The following is a 21,124-nucleotide window of genomic DNA, read 5'->3' as shown; positions in this document are numbered from 1 at the left end:
CCAAAGCAACCTCTATTTATGAGGTTGCTTTTTTATTATTTAAAATACAAAAGGAGAATTATTATGCAAACACAAAATCGTTCTACCCATCATGTTATTATTGCACTTTTATTTCTATTGATTAGTTTCATCATGCTTACACCAAAAGTAGAGGCAAATGATGATAAATTTGTCGTAGGTATGGAAGCTGGGTACCCACCTTTTAACTGGACACAACAAAATGATGCAAATGGTGCTGTTAAAATACAAGGCGGAAGTGAATATGCCAATGGCTACGATGTCATGATTGCCAAACGAGTGGCTGAAGGATTAGGAAAAGAACTGGTCATTTATAAAACAGCTTGGGACGGTTTAGCACCTGCTTTAACTTCTGGAAAAGTTGATGCGATTATTGCTGGGATGTCTCCCACTGAAGAACGAAAAAAAACCATCGACTTTACCAATGACTATTATCACTCAAACTTAGTGTTAGTTGTTGCAAAAGATGGAAAATACGCTAACGCAAAAAGTTTAAAAGATTTTGAGGGGGCAAAAGTCACTGCCCAATTAAATACATTCCATTATTCTGTAATTGATCAAATAGAAGGTGTCTCAAAACAAACGGCCATGGATGATTTTTCTGCCATGCGTGTAGCACTTCAATCAGGAAAAATTGATGCGTATGTCTCAGAAAAACCTGAAGGAATCACCGCCCAAAAAGTAAATCCTAATTTTAAAATGATTGATTTTGAAGATGGACAAGGATTTAAAACGAATCGAGATGATACATCTGTTTCTATCGGTGTAAAAAAAGGCAGTCAAGATATTGCTAAAATCAACGATATTTTAGCGGGAATCAATCAAACTGAACGTGACAATTTTATGGATATTGCCATTAGCGAACAACCTGATTCTCAATCGAATGAAAATTGGATTGTAAAAATCGTCAAAGAAAACTGGCAAATGTTTCTAAAAGGAGCTGGAGTCACACTTCTAATCTCTTTAGTTGGAACGATTGTTGGAACATTTATCGGATTAGGTATTGGATTATTCAGAACTATTCCAACACCTAAAAGCATGGTAAATAGAGTCTTATTTAAACTATTAAACACACTATTTTCTATCTATATCGAAATATTTAGAGGAACTCCTATGATTGTACAAGCAATGGTTATCTATTACGGATCATCTCAAGCATTTGGCATTGATATGAACCCATTAGCCGCTGCCTTATTCATCGTCTCAATCAACACGGGGGCTTATATGACGGAAATCGTGCGTGGTGGTATATTCTCCGTTGATAAAGGACAATTTGAAGCAGCTTCAGCTATTGGAATGACTCATGGACAAACCATGGTGAATGTGGTCATCCCCCAAGTCTTTAGAAACATTTTACCCGCAATGGGAAATGAGTTTGTTATTAATATCAAAGATACCTCTGTATTAAACGTCATTGCTGTAACCGAGTTATTCTTCCAAGCAAAAACCGTTGCTGGAAGTAACTTTAGATTCTTTGATACCTTCTTTGTTGTTTGTGTTATTTACTTTGTGATGACCTTTACTGTCACTCGTATTTTACGATTTGTTGAACGAAAAATGGATGGTTCAGGAGAATACGCACCGTATGCTAATCAAATGCAAACAGCTATTTTAGAAAGAAAGGATAAAAAATAATGTCAGAATTAATTGAAATTAAACATCTACAAAAACAATATGGAAATCACGAAGTACTAAAAGATATAAACGTATCTGTAAAAGCTGGCGAGGTTGTCACTATCATTGGCCCATCTGGTTCTGGAAAATCAACGTTGCTTCGCTGTATTAATCTACTAGAAGAACCGACTGGTGGTGAAATTTTATTTAAAGGTGAAAATATTCTCTCACCTGGTTATAACTTACCAAAATACCGAGCTCATGTTGGAATGGTATTCCAACAATTCAACTTATTTGAAAACCACGATGTGCTAAATAATTGTATCGTTGGACAAGTAAAAGTATTAAAACGTTCAAGAGAAGAAGCAGAGCGCATTGCAATCGAAAACTTAGATAAAGTAGGAATGAAAGAGTTTGCTCATGCAAAACCTAGCCAGCTGTCTGGTGGACAAAAGCAACGTGTGGCAATTGCTCGAGCTATTTCAATGGATCCAGAAGTCATGCTTTTTGATGAGCCGACTTCAGCGCTTGATCCAGAAATGGTGGGAGAAGTATTAAAAATTATGCGCGAGTTGACAGGTACTGGTCTAACAATGATTATTGTGACACATGAAATGGCTTTTGCAGAAGAAGTATCAGATCGAGTCATTTTCATGGACCAAGGATTTGTTGCTGAAGAGGGATCACCGGAAAAAATATTCCAACACCCAGAGCAAATACGAACGAAAGAATTTTTACAACGTATTTTAGAAGGATAATAAAAACATGCTAGATTGATTATTTAAGTCAATCTAGCATGTTTTTATCTGTCTAATTTTTCTAACACATTTTTAGGAATATCACTTTTTGACACATCATTTGGCCCGCTCACAATACGTTTAGAGCTGAGGGATACTTTTATATATGAACCAGGCTTCAATGGGGTCACATTATCGCCACTTAGTTCATAATCCATTCTTTGTACACTGCCATCTTCTTTGACAAAGTTAAAATCATATTTATAAGTTTTACTTCCTGGAATCAATTTTCCTGTGTCATCTTTGGTATCTTCAAGAGTTGGTACTTCTTCGGACACTTTAGCATACGCCGTTTCGCCTTTATAAGTTTCTGTATAATAGACATAACCTTTGTAACCAAAAATAACAACTAATATAAGAACCACAGCTAAAATTACTTTTTTTATCATCTAATCCACTCCCTATTAATCAATCTAAAATAATATATAAATAAAGATTCATACATAGATAATAACATGAATTTTTGAATAAAATAACCAAAACACCTTTATATAGGCTAACAAAACTGTAAGTTTAAAGACAATTAGATTATTATTATTTCTTTAAATGAACATAAAATAAGAGATATCATTTGTATTATTTAAACAAAAGATTTATCATAAATTAATTATAAAAGGAGGGTTTTAAAAATGTGTACAAATATCAAATTAACTGCTAAAAATAATGATATCTTCTTCGGTCGCACAATGGACTTAGATATTTCAATGTTCGGTGAAGATCCTGGGCTGGATTTAGATATTACCCTAGCTACTGTTCCAAAAAATATCAATATAGCTAGTCAAGTATCCCCTTGGACAAGTAAATATTCTGTACTTGGAGTTATGACAAAATATACTACAGTGATGTATGATGGTATCAATGAACATGGTTTAACTGGGGACATGCAAGTGTTAGTAGAAGCTACTACAAAAAATACACAAGCTATTATCAATGACAATAAAAAACCACTGTTAACAGAAGAATTTGTTTTATACATTTTGTCTAACTTTAAAACAGTCTCTGAAATCAAAGAACATTATAAAGAATTTGTTTTGGCTGATGAACCGTTCGTTTATAAAGGTCAAAACTTACATTTCCCTCTACATTATACATTTATTGATACAACAGGAGATGGTGTCGTACTGGAGCCTGTATTAGATGGTGGATTCAAAATTTATGACTATGTTGATGTGATGACTAATAGCCCAGAATATTCTTATCATACAACAAATATTAGACACTATATCAATCTAAGTGATATAGATCACCCAACTCACCGCGTCATGAAAAACAAAGTGGATCTTGAACCTATTGAACATGGAACTGGGTACGGATTATTTGGTTTACCTGGAGACTATACCTCTCCTTCTCGTTTTATTCGTAGTTTTTATTTAAAAAATATGTTAGATGATTTTGAATCTAGTGATGGCTTAAATAAATTGTATGGTGTTTTTAGACCAATCATCGTCCCTAGAGGATTAGAACATAAAAAAGCTGACATGAGCATCACTGATTATACTCGTTATTGGTCAGGGTATGATGTGACTAAAAAAGTTGCTTATGTTCAAACAGGTGAAGGGTTAGCAATTACTGCAAAAGAATTCGATACTTCCTTAACAGATATTACTTATCATGAAATTAAATTAGACGATAACGTGGTCTTTGCTTCATAACTATAAAAACACCACACTATATTCATTTTTTTTTCGATAACTAAGTATAAGATAACCTCATAAGTATTTAACAGATACCATCAACCAAAAATATGAAAGAAGGTATACTTAATGACAACCGAACGTGACGGAGCAAAAGAAAATCGCCGTTCTTTTGAACAAGAAAAGGCAAAAGAAATATTCGAAGCAGATATCGATAAAAATCGTGAAAAAGTCGCTGAGAAAAAAGAAGAAAAAGCTGAAAAACGTTTCATTAGAGAACACAAATAAAAACAGTCGCCAAACCCTTTAGTTTAGGATTTGGCGACTGTTTTTTACATCTCACTGTTGATAAAATGTTGAATTGAACAGATGTCGTTCTTGATTATATCATTTAGTTGATGTGGCTTTAATGAAGTAATATCAACAATTGATGACCATTCAACAACCACTTCATCATGATTATCTTTATTCTCTTTTGATGTAGCAGAAACTTCATAGACAAAAATAATTTGTTGGTAAGGCTTCTCTTCATACATAAACCGATTTTCAATCACTGACAACAGGGAATCCACAGATATAGTCATGCCAGCCTCTTCTTTAAATTCTCGAATAACTGCTTGTTCAGAGGTCTCCCCAATCTTCACCGCCCCACCAGGCAATGTTTTCGTTCCATCTGACTCAATAGTGGTTAAAACACACCCTTCTTGACGTAAAATACCACAAGCTCTGACATCAAATTTACTATCTCCTATAACCACTCGAATATCTTGCATAATTCCCCCCCCTTTTAATTTAGTTGAAATAATCTAATATAATTTGCTTATACTTATCAATCATATCTAAATAATTATTTAAATCAACATACTCATCCACTTGATGCGGAAGATTTGACTCTCCTGGTCCAAACACAACAAATTCAAAATGATTATCTGATTTAACAAATTCGGCTGTATCTGTTGTTGCTGCAATCCCCATTAACGGTAGCGGTTGTTCAAATTGTTTTTGGATTACTTTAACTAATTCAGAATTTTTATCTGATTTAACAGATAGCTTGTTATAATCTATGGTTAGCGTCAATTTGTATGGTTGATTTTTATTTAATTCATCAACAGTATCTTGCAATACTTTGATAATATCATCGTTAGAAAATTCAGGAATACTACGAATATTTCCTTGCAATGATGCAAAATTTGGAATGCTATTAACCTGATTTCCACCATTCATTATAGTAATATTATGGATAGTTGATCCCAATTCCTCATTGACATACTTAGTTGAAATATCATCCATTTTTTTATTAATATGATAAGAAAAATCAATCAAATGATTTAACGCATTATACCCTTCTTTTGGCATAGAACTATGCGCCTCTTTCCCAGCTGAAGTCACTGTATAGTTGATAGACCCCATATGAGTATAAACTATATTATAACCACTTGGTTCCCCAACAATCAATCCGTCCAAATCATCCACATACCCTAATTTAGTTAGCTGCTCAGCACCTAATTCTCCGACTTCTTCACCCACAGTAGCCAATAATTTGACAGTGCCATTAAAATTTTTATTTTCTTCTTGTAATTCAATCATTGCAATAGCCATCGCCATTAAACCACTCTTCATATCTGTTGAACCACGACCATACAATTTGTTATCTTTAATTGTTGCTGAAAACGGTGGAAACGTCCACTCACTTGCATCACCAGGGTCTACCACATCCATATGACCCGTTAAACCAAGAATTTTATGATCACTATCACCTTTTTTTAACGTTGCCACCAAACTGCTACGATTATCAGCATATTGAATCAACTCAGTTGAAATATTAACTTGCTTTAACTTTTCTTGAAGGTACTTTGCTACAATTTCTTCATTACCATTGATTGTTTTCATTTTTATAATATCTTGTAAGCACTCAATTTTTTGACTTTTCTGCATGGTTACTCTCCCCTTATAATAGATTAATTTCTCTACTGTTTTAATAATAGCACCCTATAAAAAAATAATAAATAATAACGCACTTATTATGAACTAACGGTAATTTACCTAAACTACGTCATGCTTTTTTCTGTTATGAAGTCTTCTTAAACATTTTTATCTATATATATGTTAAAATGGTAGTAATAAAAGAAAAGAGGGATATTTATGTCAGATAATATAGTACCCGCCCAACCAGTGACTTTTAACGATACCCAAAGTGATATTGAAAAAGAAATTATCTTGAATAATGATTTTCTTAAAGAAAGAATAGTCTCTTTACAACAAAATACCTTTAACATTATTTTGCCAGATGACCCTCAACTCGTTGAAACAAGGACAAAGAAAAAATAATTTCAGCATTATCTTTTTTTCATCTTACTTTTTTAAGGTTAAGTTAAGCTTTCCGTATTATGATATAGACAGTTAAATAATTATTTAACATCCTCTAACTCCCACAAGAGGAAAAATCCAACATGTGCTAAATATTTTTTCATTTTACTTCAAATCCTGTTAAATGATTTAATCCCGAAATCATTTAACAACTCTCCGTCCTCTAGCAAAATTTGCTAGAGGTTTTTTATTCTGAATTTTTTAGGCCCCCAAATAGTTCTTCGAAACTTTTCATTTCTTTGACCCGTCCAAAAGACAAAAGATCATTATTTCCAAATTCCATTAAAAAACATTTAGTTAATTCCTCAACTGTTGTTTCTAAAGAAATCATAAATTGCTCATATATGACGTGGTAAGCAGCTGTTTTGTCATCATAATGATTATCAATCAATGTTTCTGTTAATTGATCTAACGGGTATAGTTTTAAATGAAGAAGTTCATGAACAATCACTTCTTCCATGTTTTCTTCTCTAGGATTTCGTTTATTTAACAAAATGATGGCTTTTTTATCTGTTACATCAATTTTGATGTCTCCCGTTTTCTGAAAATCATCCGTATCTAGTAAGCAGATATCAATATCCCATTGATGCTGAATCCTTAATATATCCGTCCATTTATTTAAAATAGGTATTATTTTCTCCTCACTTAACATTTATTTCCCTCCTTATTTAAATTATGAAGTTAATCATAACACTAAAATACTTCAGAGTTAGTCGAAAAAATATAATCTTCATATTATTTAAAGGTTCATTTAAGCTTTAAACACTATACTAATTTCAGATACATTAATAATGGGTGTTAAAGCATACGGGCTGATTGATAAACTATGTAGGTTCAATTCCTGCCACTCATATAACTTCCTCTATTCCCACAATAGAGGAAGTACTCATAGTACAGAGATATCTTTTTATTCTACTGTATAACTCCTAATCATGTATTCTTTATTCTCCCACAATAAAGAATATACTCCTTCCTCTAGTAAATTCTGCTAGAGGTTTTTTCATTATTTCCCTTGACTTTTATATAAAAACATCGTATTATGAACTTACCTTTATTTTACCAACCGCGGATACTTCCAAACATTTAATACCTTATACCCCGTGGTGACACCTGTTATTCAGTTAATGGGTGTTTTTTGTTTTACTTACTATCTTAATAGGAATTCCTAATCAGTCTTTACTCAATCCATTCTACTTTAAATAATCCCCATCCCTACAAGCATTCCTAAAATAAAAGAAATGACCCATAATGTCCATACACCTAAACTAAATTTGTGAAATTGATTTTTTGCTTTTTCGGTTCCTTTTTTATACACAACAATAGCCCATATCAAATGAAAACCCATTAAAATTAAGGCCGCACCACCTGTTAATTGATGTAACCCAAACTGTGAACCGGAATTTTCTGACGCAATTTGATTCATTAATGCTGTGCCCGTTGAATCAAAAATCAAACCTCCCACAAAAAATAGAATATGCTTTAACTGAATCGTTCCTGTCCGACGCTCACCAAATACCCCCAGACTATAGGAAATTAATGCAATTATCATAACTAAACTTGCAAAAATTAGTTCTTTACTCATACTCATCTCTCCTTGTTCTTTATAAAGTGACATTTTGTCACTTATGATGATGAAGTAGTTACAAAATGTCACTAGTCAATAAAAAATAGATGGGTTATTCTTTTTCACATTTATTTTTAATATTTTGTTCATTTAATACATACTCATATAAAATATATAAATAGAAAGGGCTTTTATTTGTTTTTTTTAGCTTTTTTATTATATAGTAAGAGTACAATCTAACTATAAATAGGAGGAATTTAATATGACTGACAACGGAAAAATTGACAAAGTAGTAGGTAAGGTAGAAAAATCTGCTGGAGATGTAACAAACAATGATAAGTTGAAGCGCAAAGGCCTTTTAAAAGAAGCTGAAGGTAAAGTAAAAGAAGTTTCCTCTGAAATTAAAGAAGAAACTGAAGAAGTTGTAGATGATGTAAAAGACAAATTTAAAAAACATGAAAATAAACAATAAAACAATAAAAAAGTGAATCTTGATACTGAGATTCACTTTTTTTATTGTTTTATAACTAATAATTAATCATCAAATAAAATCATTTTACATACATTATGTTTTTTTATAAAACAAAAACAGACATATTTAAATTGTACGTATTATAGAAATAAAAAGGAGAGAAAATCATGAAAATTATTATGGGTGCCGATCCTTCAAGATTATTATTAAAAAATGAAGTTAAACAATATTTATCAAACAAAGGGGTTGAAGTAACTGATATTACTGAAAATAGCGAACAAGCATACTACTCTGTTGGCTTTGAAGTTGGCAAGGCAATAGCCAATAAAGAATATGATCGTGGGTTTATTTTCTGTGGAACAGGCATGGGAGTTAACATTGTAGCTAATAAATTTACTGGCGTTTATTCTGCTTTATGTGAAAGTATCGAAACGGCTACGTTAGCAAGAAAAATTAATAATGCTAATGTACTGGCAATGGGTAGGTTAATTATAACACCCTATTTAGCAAAAAAAAAATGGCCGATACTTTCTTAGAAACAGACTTTTCTTATGGCTTTTCTGAAGGGAGTCCTGAATATTTACAATCAGCATATAAAATCCTCCAACAGCTTGAACCAACTATCTTACTTGAAAATAACTCTCTTTGAAATTAACTTACTATTCAAAGTCTATCAAAATTAATTTTCTTATGTTGATAACTTCTATTTAGAAGTGTAAAGTAATTCTAGTTGGCGAACAAAACTTTCGTTGTGGATAATAATAGTTATCCACAACGAAAGTTTTTAACATATAAAACCTTGATTTTTAAGCTTTATTGAAAGTTGTACACATTATCCACAGACTTATCCACAGAATTTTTACTATATTTACACACGAACAGCTTTTTTCACTTAATTTACCTAATATTGAAAGTTTAATTTAACAACCTATATAATCTTTATTTGTGTCTATTAAAAAGTTATGCACAATTGTCCACAGAAAATGTGTATAACTTTTTTGTTAATAACAACCTCTTTATATAGCATATCTAAAAAACTTTGTTATAATAAAAGTTAGTTTATTAGCAACTATTTATTAACTATTACGCTCAAAGAAAAGAGGGATGTCCACATGCTCGAACTAAAAGATATCAAAAAATATTATACAGTTGGTGGAACCACCACAAAAGCGCTCGACGGGGTATCAGTATCATTTCGTCGACAAGAATTTGTCGCTATTTTAGGAGCCAGTGGTTCTGGAAAAACAACATTGCTAAATGTTATAGGTGGCCTAGATAATTATGATTCTGGTGATATGATTATTGATGGGAAGTCCACCAAAGGATTTAAAGATAGCGATTGGGATGCTTACCGTAATAATTCAATTGGATTTGTCTTTCAAAGTTATAATCTGATTAGTCACCTGGGAATTATTGAAAATGTTGAATTAGGAATGACTCTTAGCGGTGTCTCTAAAGAAGAGAAACGACAACATGCCACAGCGGCTCTTGAGCGAGTGGGACTAGCTGAACACATGCATAAAAAACCTAATCAATTATCTGGCGGACAAATGCAACGTGTCGCTATAGCTCGTGCCTTAGCAAATGACCCTGATATTTTACTTTGTGATGAGCCTACCGGTGCATTGGATACAGAAACAAGCTTACAAATTATGAAGTTAATCAAAGAATTATCTGAAGAAAAATTAGTCATAATGGTCACTCATAACCCAGAACTAGCTTATGACTATGCTGATCGTATTATTGAATTTTCTGATGGAAAAATAAAGAGTGATTCCAACCCACATATTGAAGAAACTCATGAAAATGGCTTCAAATTAAAACGTACAAAAATGAGCTTTCTCACAGCATTAAAGTTATCCTTTAATAATTTACGAACAAAAAAAGGGCGAACCTTATTAACAGCATTTGCTTCTAGTATTGGAATTATTAGTATTGGGATTGTTTTATCATTATCCAATGGTTTTCAAATGCAAATTGATAAGACACAGACAGAAACACTCTCTAAATTTCCTATTACGATTTCACAAGTCACCACAGATCAGTCGATGAATCAAAAAAACGCTTTAGGTAGTGATAAAGCAAAGTATTCAAATAAAAAAGATATTCTTCCAAAATTGAGTGAACAAGATAAATCTCAACATATTAATAAGATTGATCAAGAATATATCGATTATATAAAAAATATTAATCCATCATTGACCAATAGTATTGGTTATTCAAGAACAGTAGCTATGAATATACTAGGTGAAGTGGGTAACGACGTCAAACCTATTTCTTTTTCAAGTGCTGCTCCAAACAGTGGTGGCTCAATGGAAGAAACTATGTCATCAATGACTGGTGTTGGAATATCTTCATTTCCAACAAAATTAAACAATGATTCAAAAGACTTTTTAAAAGAGAACTATAATGTTATTGCTGGTGATTATCCAGCGTCTGCTACAGATGTTGTGTTAATTGTAGATAAGCAAAACTCAACAAATATTAATTCATTAAAAAATATTGGAATGGATGTTAAAGAAGATGAACCGATTCCTTTTGATAAGATTATTGGAAAAGAATTTAAGTTAATCTCTAACAATAATTATTATCAAAAAATACCGACTGGTAACTTTATACCAAATACTGACTACAAAAAAATGTATGATAATGCTGATAACACAACCATACGTATTAGTGGTATTTTACGTATAAAACCATCCTCTAGTATGAATTTATTATCACCTGGATTTGCTTATAGTAATGACCTAACAGCAAAAATAGTGGAAGAAAACGAACAATCTGATATTGTAAAAGCTCAACGCGATAGCGATAAAAACGTGATGAATAACGAAACTCTTGATGCTCAGGCAAAAGATAATCTTTTAGCTTACCTCGGTGGGACAAGCATTCCTTCAAGTATTTTAATTTATCCAAATAACTTTAGTGATAAAGAAGACATCTTAACCTACTTGGACAAATACAATAAAGGAAAAGACAAAAAGGACAGAATTTTGTACACAGACTTAGCTGGTACAATGACACAATTAACTGGTGGCTTAATGGATGCCATTACTTACGTCTTAATTGCCTTTGCTGGCATTTCTCTTGTTACAAGTATGATTATGATAGGTATCATTACTTACACCTCAGTTCTTGAAAGAACAAAAGAGATTGGTGTCCTAAAAGCCTTAGGAGCTAGAAAAAAAGATATTACCCGAGTATTTGATGCAGAAACATGTATTTTAGGAATTGCCTCTGGATCACTTGGGGTATTTATTGCCTACGCTGCAACGTTCCCTATCAATAATTTGTTATACAAATTAACTGATTTAAAAAATGTGGCACAACTTAACCCAAAACATGCGATTATCTTAGTCATCATTTCAACCGTACTGACTATGATTGGTGGTCACATCCCGGCACGCATCGCTGCTAAGAAAGATGCTGCGATTGCCTTAAGAGCAGATTAAACAATCATATATATACCAAACTATGGAATCTCTTTATTTTGAGATTCCATGGTTTTTTTCTTTTTTTTTATGTTATAACCTATAAAAAGGGGTGTCTCATGAAAAAAAATTATACTTATTAATCACACTTTTAGCTATTGCTTGCATCTTGTTAATTATACTATTCAAAACTTATTCAACTAATCAAATAAGTGATCGCATATACTCTCACCGAGGAGCAAGTGGAGAAGAAACTGAACACAGTTTTCCGGCATATGATCTAGCTCTTTTATATGGATCACATTATATTGAACAAGACTTAGTCACATCAAAAGATGGAACGCTGTACGTGTCTCATGACAACAGTGCAAAACGCCTCACAGGTGTCAATCGATTATATTCTGATATGACTGATGATGAAATTAATCAACTGCGAACAAGCGATAATAACCATATTTTGCGTCTACAAGATGTATTTGATCGTTATAAAAAAACAACTCACTATATCATTGAACTAAAGGAAAATGACAAACAAGTCGATTTGTTTGAAAAAATCATTAAACAAAACGATATGGAAAAACAAGTGACTGTTCAAGCGCAAACTTTAACTAGTTTAGAAAAATTGAAACATACCTTTCCTAAAATGAAGACACTAGTATTAGCTAAAGATGAAGTAGCAGCAAAAAATGCCTGTCAAATGAGTTACGTGGACATAGTATCTTTAAACCTTAAATTTATGTCTAAGGAAATAATTCAGATGATTCATGATGCTGATAAACAAGCAAACTTTTGGACGTTAAATAGTATGGACGATATTAACAAAGCTATTAATCTAGGAGCTGATTCTTATTTTACAAACTATACAGCAAAAGCCGTTGAACTCGAAAAAGATGCACATTACTTCTTTCATTAATTCCAAAAAGAGGCTGACCCAAAAATCTTAAAATAGAAAAATCCCATGAAATCAGTTTATTAAAACGGCTCTATAATTTAAAGGACTGATGAATCAAATTTTGATTCATCAGCCCTTTTTTAGTTTATTTAAATATAAAACATGTCGTCTATCTAGTAAAATTTAAGTACCACCAAAAATCTAAGATAGAAAGGACAATATGTCATGAATAATCATATCAAAAAAATGTTACGAATTACAGATGAATATTTAGATTTAACAAATACGGAGGAATATAAAATTAAAGGGAAAAATACTTTAGTTATCTTTGGAGTCTATTCTCCCATGCCTTCGGCTTGTAGGAACTGTGGTTCAACTATTGTTGATAATGAAGGGAAAAGTATCGTTGTTAGAAATGGAAAAAAGGAAGTAACTATTCAGTTAGATTCTTATCAAAATATGCCCACTATTTTAAAACTGAAGAAACAACGATTCCATTGTAAAAGTTGTTCGCACAATTGGACGGCACAGTGTTCTATTGTTGAAAAAAAACTGTCATATCAGTAAATTTATTACTTTGAAGATTTTAGAATTATTAACTGAGAAAGTCTCTAAGACATTTATAGCTAAACAATGCCACGTTTCTTTAACGACAGTTTTAAGAGTTCTTAAGTCAGTTGAATCACAACTCCCACAACAACTTAAACCACGGTCCTTTCCAGAATTTTTAATGGTAGATGAATTTAGATCTCACGCTAGTTATGAAGATAAAATGAGCTTCATATGTGCTGATGGAAAAACAGGTGAGTTAGTGGACATTTTACCTAGTAGGAAATTAGATAAAATTATCCCTTACTTCAATCGCTCTCCGTTGGAGGAACGGGAAAAAGTTAAATTTTTAGTAACAGATATGAATGCAGCTTATTTTCAATTAATTAAAAAAGTCTTTCCTACTGCTAAGTTAATCATTGATAGATTCCATATTGTAAAGCATTTGAACACCGCTTTTAATGATTTTAGAATCCGAGAAATGAAAAGATTAGTTACCAACAAGAAAAAGTCAAAAGCAAATAAATTAAAATCAAACTGGAAATTACTTCTAAAAAATCAAACAAATATTTCCATTTCAAACTTCAAGACCTGGAGAAGTTTTCCTTCTCCAAAGTATCCTTTTTTAACAGAATCTATGGTGATTGATCGACTACTGTCATTCTCTTCTGATCTAAAAGAAGCTTATGACATCTTCCATTTACTAATGTATCACTTTAGAAACAAAGATGAGCATTCTTTTTTCGAACTATTGAAAAATCTACCTGATAGCTTGGATACACAATTTAGAGATAAAATAGAAAATCTGATTTCCTATGAAGTAGGTATTAGAAACGCCCTAAAATATAGTTTTTCCAATGGAAAACTTGAGGCTAAGAATACTCATATAAAAACTCTTAAAAGAGTTTCCTATGGATTCAACTCATTTACAAATATGCGCATAAGAATTTTCTTGATCAACGACCTTATTAAAATTAAATAACTAAAAAAAATGATAAATCTGAGAATAATCTCAAATCTATCATCTTATAAATCCAACTCATCAGTCCTATTTGACAAAGAGCCATTAAAACACTGACTTCATGGGATTTCTGTTTTGTTAGTTTAGTGATTTTCATTTAAAAACTTACTTTTGGGTAAGCCTCTTAATTATATGTTTTATTTAATTAAACGATAAATCGCATCTGCATAAATCACTGTTGCATTGATTAAATCATCAACTGAGATAAACTCATTTTTTTGATGCATCGTATCGATACTATCTGGGAACATCGCACCATAAGCAACACCACGTTCTAATAAACGGCCAAACGTTCCACCACCGATAACTTGTTCATGACCTTTAAGACCAGTATGATCTTCGTAAACTTCTAATAAAGTTTTCACCAATGGATCTTCAGGTGACACATAGTGTGGACCTTTTCCACCATCTTTTTGAATCACTTTCGCAGAAGAATTCGCTGTTTTTTCAGCAATACGATCAAAAATCATCTCTTCTGTTAAACCTTTTGGATAACGGAAATTCAACGTAATGATGTTATCATCTCTTGAAGAATCAAATTTGAATACACCAGCATTCATTGTTAACTCTCCCATAATATCATCTACATGATTGACACCAAAGTTTTTACCTTCTGTGTCTAAGTGTACATAATCAGCAATCGTTGTTAAATAATCTTTTGCTGAACCTGAAAAGTCATAAAAACTTAAAAAGTTTGCTAAATAAGTACCAGCATTAATCCCTTTACTTGGCATCGCCCCATGAGCAGCTTTACCATGAACTGTTAAAGTCGCAGTAGAACCTACCACTTCAACAGCACCTGTTACAGGTGCTGTTGTTAAATACTCTTCAAATTCTTTTTCGAATGCATTGATGTCGCCTGAAATTTCCACGATAGCTGTTGCTGTTTCTGGTACCATATTATCGCGCATACCTGAATCAAATTTAACTAATGTTAAGTTGCCTTCATTTTTTCCAGGATACTCAATTAAAATCGTTGTATTTCCTTTTTCCCCATTAATAATCGGGAACTCTGCATCTGGTGAAAAACCGAAATCTGGTGTATCTTCCACTTCTAAATAGTGGTCCATACATTTCCATTCACTTTCCTCGTCAGTCCCTAAAATGACACGTGTTTTTTTTGAAACAGGTAAGCCTAATTCTTTAATAATTTTAAGTGCATAATATGCAGCCATTGTCGGGCCTTTATCATCACTTGCACCACGAGCATAAATACGACCATCTTTTTCGACTGGCTCAAATGGGTCTGTATCCCAACCAGGGCCAACTGGTACAACATCAACGTGACCAAAAACACCTAATGTCTCATCGCCCTCACCAAACTCAATATGTCCAGCAATATTATCAACATTTTTAGTTAGAAAACCATCACGTTCTCCTAATTCTAAAAATTTTAATAACGCTGCTTTTGGTCCAGGGCCAACTGGTGCATCTTCTGTTGATAATTCATCTTCTCTAACACTAGGAATACTTAGCAATGTAAATAAATCTTTCATTAAGTCTTCACGGCGTGCTTCTACTTCTTTTCTCCAATCAATCGTCATACAAAATACCTCCTGTTGATTTCATCTCACTTTATCATATCATTTTTTTATTCTTTTAGATAATATAATTTAATATTTAGTCAAGTTTATTCGTTATTTTTTAATACATCTATCTCTTTTTGAGTAAGTAAACGGTACTCACCTGTCTTTAAAGAAGAATCTAGTATCAGATTAGCCATCTTTATTCGCTCTAATTCTAACACTTTTTTTCCAACTGCTTCTACCATCCGTTTGACTTGGTGATATTTTCCTTCCATAATCTCTAATTGAATAACGGTTTGTTCTTTTTTCTCATCAAAAGACTCTACCACTAATTTAGCTGGTCGACAGGTATCTCCATCTAATCGAATGATTCCACTGGCAAAGATATTTATGTCTTCTTTTGTTATTTTCCCCTGTACAAGCGCGCGATATAATTTAGGGACCTTTTTCTTTGGAGATAGTAAATTATGAGCCAAGACACCATCGTTCGTCAGTAGTAATAAACCCGTCGTATCCTTATCTAATCGGCCAACAGGAAACAATCCTTTTTTATAATCTTCTGATCTCACCAAATCAATAACAGTTTTATCTGAATGATCTTCTGTGGCTGAGATAACCCCTTTAGGCTTATTTAGCATATAGTAGACAAACTTTTCATATATCACCAACTGACCATCCACATTTACCTCATCAACATACTCATTAACTGAGTATTTGGCATCTTTGATGATGTCTAGATTTACACTTACTCGCTTCTTTTTTAATAATTCTTTCACTTCTTTACGACTGCCAAAACCAGTATGGCTTAAAAATTTATCTAAACGCATTTTTTATCTCCTAACGAAAGAAAGAACACCTAAATAGATGTCCTTTCTCTTACTTTATTCTAAATTTCAGGCGAAACTTTCTAGCCTTTGGTCCAAGTAATCGATCAGCTAAACGAACGCGTAATACGAGCCATCCATAACTTAAAACACCAAACAGGACACAAACCATAATAATGATAAATGCTTGAAATTTTCTATCAGGATTAAGTATCATGTACAACCCATTTCGTACTAACCACGTAACTAATGACATAATCGAACCTAATATCACAATTAATAAAATCCGCTTAGCTGTCATTGCTAAATCAAATTTGGTTATTCGATAAATAGAACGTGTCATAAGCACTGCTGATATACCTAATCCAACAGCAGTAGAAATGAGTGGTCCATAGGTTTCGAACAAGCGAATCATCGGGTATTGAAGAATTAATTTCACAATCAATCCCAATCCTAATAATAAAATAGCTTGACGATTTTGATACAATCCTTGAAGTGTGGTTGAGATAAGTATAAAATATCCCATAATCACACCTACTAAGCTAGCCTCTATTAACACACTAACTCCTAATGCATCTGGTACGTAGAATAGAGAATACATCGGCCTTGCTAAAACAATCATACCAAAAGTAGCAGGTATCATAATAAACAATAATAACTGAATATTGTCACTAATTAGTTTTGCTAACTCTGGTTTTTCATTTTTAGTATAAGCCTCTGTAACAAGTGGTAAACTTGTCATCGCCATTCCCGTTGCTAGAGATACTGTTATCATTACAAGCTTATCAGGATTTGCACTGAATATACTAAGTAACGATTCTAGTTGCTTCGATGAATAATTAGTAAAACTAGCCATCATTCGCTCAAAGGTGTATTGGTCAACCAGTTTAAATAATGTAATTGCTGAACCAACAATAATAAATGGTATGGCTTGTTTAATCATCTCTTTAATCAAATGATTTTCAGAAATCTCGACCTCATTGGAACTATTTTCAACCAAATAATCCATACGATGTTTTTGTTTGCTATAGAACCAAATTAATACCGCAAACGCCCCAACCATACCAATAAATGCTGCAAAGGTTGACTGGATAACTGCATCCACATAATCACCTGTTGTGACTTTCATAATAATAAAAGTCATGAGTAACATGTAAAACACACGGGCAATTTGTTCTATAATTTGAGATACTGCAGAGGGCATCATGTTTTGATTTCCTTGAAAATATCCTCTGATAACACTCATCATTGGAAAAATTAATATAGCCACACTAAGTGCTCTCATCACAGGAATTAAATCCGCATTGCCATCTGCCAATATAGGGGCAAATAGATACATTACTCCTGAACAGACGACACCAAACACTCCCATAATGACCATTGTGCGTCTAAACAAACGTCTACTAATACCATACTCATTTAACGAGTTATAGTGTGAAATTTGTTTGGCAATCGCACCTGGTATTCCGGCCGTTGCAATCATTAAAAATAAAGCGTAAATGTTGTAACCTTTAGTAAACAGTGCATTAGCGATATTAGCATCTTCACCCATCCATGCATACCATGGAATCACATATGCTGCACCTAATAACCTAGAAAAAACATTTCCTACTGTCATCCATAAAGAGCCACGAACCATTTTTTCCTTTGCATTCAACTCTTTTTCAGTCTCATCAAAAGAAGCGTTTTGATTTGGCATGATTCTAACCAACTTTCTTCATTATACTGCTCTAATTGTATCGATTATTGTAGGTTTATGCAAACACTTTTAAATGATTTAAATACAATCTTAACTTTAATTTGCAACAATATTAACTAGTTTGTTTGGTACTACAATAACTTTTCTAATCGATTTACCTTCTAATTGATTTTTTACTGCCTCATGCCCCATAGCAATAGACTCCAATTCTTCTTTCGATAAATCGCGTGCTACAACTTCTTTTCCTCGTACTTTACCATTCACTTGGAAAATTACTTCAACTGTGTCTTCAACTAAGGCTGATTCATCATAAGTTGGCCAAGCGACATAACTGATAGATCCTTCATTGCCCATTCTTTCCCATAATTCTTCTGAGAGGAATGGTGCAACAGGAGCTAGTAATTGTAAGAAACCGTTCATATATTCAACAGGTAACGCTTCTGCTTTATAAGCTTCATTTACAAATGTCATTAATTGAGAAATCGCTGTATTAAAATGTAGGTTCGTATAATCTTCTGTCACTTTTTTCACTGTTTGATGATACACTTTTGTCAATGCTTCGTCATTGTGTTTCGTGATACGATCGCGTAAGACAAAGTTTTCGTCGATAAACAAACGCCATACACGGTCTAAGAATTTACGACTTCCTTCTAACCCTTTTTCGCTCCATGCAATTGAGCCATCAAGTGGTCCCATAAACATTTCATATAAACGTAATGTATCAGCACCATATTGCTCTACGATATCATCTGGATTAACCACATTTCCTTTTGATTTCGACATTTTTTCATTGTTTTCACCTAAAATCATGCCTTGATTATATAATTTTTGGAATGGTTCTTTTGTTTCCACTACTCCAATATCATATAAGAATTTATGCCAGAAACGAGCATATAGTAAATGAAGTACCGCATGTTCTGCTCCACCTAAATAAACATCAACAGGCATCCATTCTTTTAGTTTTTCTGGATCTGCTAATTGTTCGTCATTATGTGGGTCAATAAAACGCAAGTAATACCATGAGCTACCTGCCCATTGTGGCATAGTATTCGTTTCACGACGACCTTTCATGCCAGTTTTTTCATCTACAACATTAATCCACTCCGTCATATTAGCTAATGGCGATTCACCTGTTCCACTAGGTTTAATATCATTTGATTTTGGCAATACTAATGGAAGCTCCTCTTCAGGAACAGCTGTCATCGTTCCATCTTCCCAATGAATAATTGGAATAGGTTCACCCCAATAACGTTGGCGAGAAAATAGCCAATCGCGCAAACGATAACTTGTTTTTTGTTCGCCAATTCCTTCTTTTTCCAACCACTTAATCATAGTAGAAATACCATATTCTTTATTCATTCCATCTAAGAAATCAGAATTAATGTGGTCTCCATCCCCAGTATATGCTTCTTTTGATACATCGCCACCGTCTACAACAGGTATAATCTCTAGACCAAATGTTTTTGCAAATTCATAATCTCGTTCATCATGAGCTGGCACAGCCATAATCGCACCTGTTCCATAAGTTGATAACACATAATCAGCAATCCAAATCGGAATTTCTTTACCATTGACTGGATTAATTGCATAAGCTCCAGTAAAGACACCTGTTTTTTCTTTTGATAATTCTGTACGATCCAAATCTGTTTTCTTTTCAGCTTCTTTTATGTACGCATCAATCGCGTCTTTTTGTTCTGATGTGACAATTTCTTGAACCAGTGCAAGTTCTGGGGCCATTACCGCGTAAGTTGCACCAAATAATGTATCTGGACGTGTCGTAAACACGGTAAATTGTTTGTCTGTTCCTTTAATTTTAAATGTGACATTCGCCCCTTCAGAACGGCCAATCCAATTACGTTGCATTTCTTTAATACTCTCTGGCCAATCTATTAAGTCTAAATCATCAATTAAACGATCAGCATATGCTGTAATACGTAACATCCACTGTTTCATTGGTACACGGTATACTGGATGGTCACCACGTTCAGATTTCCCATCGATTACCTCTTCATTAGCTAAAACAGTCCCTAATGCTGGACACCAATTAACAGGTACTTCTGCTTCATAGGCTAAGCCTTTTTCAAACATTTTTGTAAAAATCCATTGAGTCCATTTGTAATATGATGGATCAGTCGTGTTAATTTCACGATCCCAATCAAAACTAAATCCTAACGCATCAAATTGGCGTTTGAATGTTTGAATATTTTTTTCAGTAAACTCTGCTGGATCATTTCCAGTATCTAGCGCATATTGCTCAGCAGGTAAACCAAACGCGTCCCATCCCATTGGGTGAAGAACATTAAAGCCTTGTGCTCGCTTCATACGAGATAAGACATCTGTCGATGTATAACCTTTAGGATGCCCCACATGTAATCCTTGTCCTGATGGATATGGAAACATATCAAGTGCATAAAAATTTGGTTTCTCTGCTTCTTCTCCTGTTTTAAACGTGTGATCTTTTTTCCAATAGTCGCGCCATTTCTTTTCGATTTGTAGATGATTATAAGCCATGATCTTCCTCCTAAAATTTTATAAAAAAAAAGTCCTATAAAAACACTTTTATGTTTTTATAGGACGCTAATTGACGTGGTACCACCTAAATTTATGCCTAGATAAACTAGACACCTCCGTTGACTGTTAACGAAAATAGTCATTCCGATAAGTAAAATGAGTTAAGACAAGTTCAAATAGTCCTGCTACATGTTTCCACCAACCA

General features: G+C 33.1%; 18 protein-coding genes, 1 pseudogene and 1 other annotated feature (1 of these 20 only partly in view). Of the genes and pseudogenes, 10 read left to right on the top strand and 9 right to left on the bottom strand.

Features of this window, described 5'->3' with window-relative positions; translation table 11 throughout:
• Positions 1–63: 63 nt before the first annotated feature.
• Both JNUCC83_RS10775 and JNUCC83_RS10770 read left to right on the top strand, forming a co-directional pair.
• Positions 64–1,653, top strand: a complete 1,590-nt coding sequence (locus JNUCC83_RS10775) for an ABC transporter permease subunit (RefSeq protein WP_454459979.1) — start codon at positions 64–66, stop codon at positions 1,651–1,653.
• Positions 1,653–2,390, top strand: coding sequence for an amino acid ABC transporter ATP-binding protein (locus JNUCC83_RS10770; protein ID WP_454459978.1), 738 nt, complete (start codon positions 1,653–1,655; stop codon positions 2,388–2,390). Before JNUCC83_RS10775 ends, JNUCC83_RS10770 begins: the two co-directional genes overlap by 1 nt.
• 44 nt (positions 2,391–2,434) lie before the next feature.
• Here the strand turns inward: JNUCC83_RS10770 and JNUCC83_RS10765 are convergent, their stop codons facing one another.
• On the bottom strand, positions 2,435–2,818 hold the full coding sequence (locus tag JNUCC83_RS10765; RefSeq protein ID WP_454459977.1) for a YxeA family protein: 384 nt from the start codon (positions 2,816–2,818) through the stop codon (positions 2,435–2,437).
• A 240-nt stretch (positions 2,819–3,058) separates the two neighbouring features.
• Between JNUCC83_RS10765 and JNUCC83_RS10760 the strand changes: the two genes are divergently transcribed.
• On the top strand, positions 3,059–4,081 hold the full coding sequence (locus tag JNUCC83_RS10760) for a linear amide C-N hydrolase (protein ID WP_454459976.1): 1,023 nt from the start codon (positions 3,059–3,061) through the stop codon (positions 4,079–4,081).
• 111 nt (positions 4,082–4,192) lie between these two features.
• On the top strand, positions 4,193–4,351 hold the full coding sequence (locus JNUCC83_RS10755) for a hypothetical protein (RefSeq protein WP_454459975.1): 159 nt from the start codon (positions 4,193–4,195) through the stop codon (positions 4,349–4,351).
• Positions 4,352–4,395: 44 nt separating this feature from the next.
• Here the strand turns inward: JNUCC83_RS10755 and JNUCC83_RS10750 are convergent, their stop codons facing one another.
• Positions 4,396–4,836, bottom strand: a complete 441-nt coding sequence (locus JNUCC83_RS10750; protein ID WP_454459974.1) for an NUDIX hydrolase — start codon at positions 4,834–4,836, stop codon at positions 4,396–4,398.
• Positions 4,837–4,855: 19 nt separating this feature from the next.
• Positions 4,856–5,998 (bottom strand): ArgE/DapE family deacylase, encoded by a 1,143-nt coding sequence (locus tag JNUCC83_RS10745; RefSeq protein ID WP_454459973.1) that lies wholly within the window; start codon positions 5,996–5,998, stop codon positions 4,856–4,858.
• Positions 5,999–6,205: 207 nt separating this feature from the next.
• Here JNUCC83_RS10745 and JNUCC83_RS10740 point away from each other — a divergent pair, with 207 nt between their 5' ends.
• Positions 6,206–6,391, top strand: coding sequence for a hypothetical protein (locus JNUCC83_RS10740; RefSeq protein WP_454459972.1), 186 nt, complete (start codon positions 6,206–6,208; stop codon positions 6,389–6,391).
• Between the two features lie 226 nt (positions 6,392–6,617).
• Here the strand turns inward: JNUCC83_RS10740 and JNUCC83_RS10735 are convergent, their stop codons facing one another.
• Together JNUCC83_RS10735 and JNUCC83_RS10730 are read right to left on the bottom strand one after the other, a co-directional pair.
• Positions 6,618–7,082, bottom strand: a complete 465-nt coding sequence (locus JNUCC83_RS10735; protein WP_454459971.1) for a hypothetical protein — start codon at positions 7,080–7,082, stop codon at positions 6,618–6,620.
• A gap of 543 nt (positions 7,083–7,625) precedes the next feature.
• On the bottom strand, positions 7,626–8,012 hold the full coding sequence (locus JNUCC83_RS10730; RefSeq protein ID WP_454459970.1) for an HsmA family protein: 387 nt from the start codon (positions 8,010–8,012) through the stop codon (positions 7,626–7,628).
• A 244-nt stretch (positions 8,013–8,256) separates the two neighbouring features.
• Here JNUCC83_RS10730 and JNUCC83_RS10725 point away from each other — a divergent pair, with 244 nt between their 5' ends.
• The 5 genes and pseudogenes from JNUCC83_RS10725 (at position 8,257) to JNUCC83_RS10705 (ending at position 14,320) form a co-directional block, all read left to right on the top strand.
• On the top strand, positions 8,257–8,466 hold the full coding sequence (locus JNUCC83_RS10725) for a CsbD family protein (protein ID WP_454459969.1): 210 nt from the start codon (positions 8,257–8,259) through the stop codon (positions 8,464–8,466).
• 167 nt (positions 8,467–8,633) lie between these two features.
• Complete coding sequence (locus JNUCC83_RS10720) at positions 8,634–9,002, top strand: RpiB/LacA/LacB family sugar-phosphate isomerase (RefSeq protein WP_454459968.1); 369 nt, start codon at positions 8,634–8,636, stop codon at positions 9,000–9,002.
• Between the two features lie 576 nt (positions 9,003–9,578).
• Positions 9,579–11,918, top strand: coding sequence for an ABC transporter ATP-binding protein/permease (locus tag JNUCC83_RS10715; RefSeq protein WP_454459967.1), 2,340 nt, complete (start codon positions 9,579–9,581; stop codon positions 11,916–11,918).
• Between the two features lie 91 nt (positions 11,919–12,009).
• The gene (locus tag JNUCC83_RS10710) at positions 12,010–12,810 is read left to right on the top strand and encodes a glycerophosphodiester phosphodiesterase (RefSeq protein ID WP_454459966.1); all 801 of its coding nucleotides are present in this window, start codon (positions 12,010–12,012) and stop codon (positions 12,808–12,810) included.
• Positions 12,811–13,014: 204 nt separating this feature from the next.
• Positions 13,015–14,320: pseudogene (locus JNUCC83_RS10705) on the top strand (ISL3 family transposase).
• 176 nt (positions 14,321–14,496) lie between these two features.
• Here JNUCC83_RS10705 and pepV read toward each other — a convergent pair.
• The 4 genes from pepV to leuS form a co-directional block, all read right to left on the bottom strand.
• The gene (gene pepV / locus JNUCC83_RS10700; protein ID WP_454459965.1) at positions 14,497–15,903 is read right to left on the bottom strand and encodes a dipeptidase PepV; all 1,407 of its coding nucleotides are present in this window, start codon (positions 15,901–15,903) and stop codon (positions 14,497–14,499) included.
• A gap of 86 nt (positions 15,904–15,989) precedes the next feature.
• A complete protein-coding gene (locus JNUCC83_RS10695; protein WP_454459964.1) occupies positions 15,990–16,712 on the bottom strand; it encodes a pseudouridine synthase in 723 nt (240 codons plus the stop codon).
• A 49-nt stretch (positions 16,713–16,761) separates the two neighbouring features.
• Positions 16,762–18,408: a putative polysaccharide biosynthesis protein gene (locus tag JNUCC83_RS10690; protein WP_454459963.1), complete on the bottom strand. Its 1,647-nt coding sequence runs from the start codon at positions 18,406–18,408 to the stop codon at positions 16,762–16,764.
• Positions 18,409–18,504: 96 nt separating this feature from the next.
• Positions 18,505–20,919: a leucine--tRNA ligase gene (gene leuS / locus JNUCC83_RS10685; RefSeq protein WP_454459962.1), complete on the bottom strand. Its 2,415-nt coding sequence runs from the start codon at positions 20,917–20,919 to the stop codon at positions 18,505–18,507.
• Between the two features lie 56 nt (positions 20,920–20,975).
• Positions 20,976–21,124 (bottom strand) — a binding site (T-box leader) (it continues 45 nt past the right edge of the window).

Source organism: Vagococcus sp. JNUCC 83 (assembly GCF_053667615.1).
Note: the sequence above shows the minus strand (reverse complement) of the source record. Positions and strands in the feature narration are given on the sequence as shown.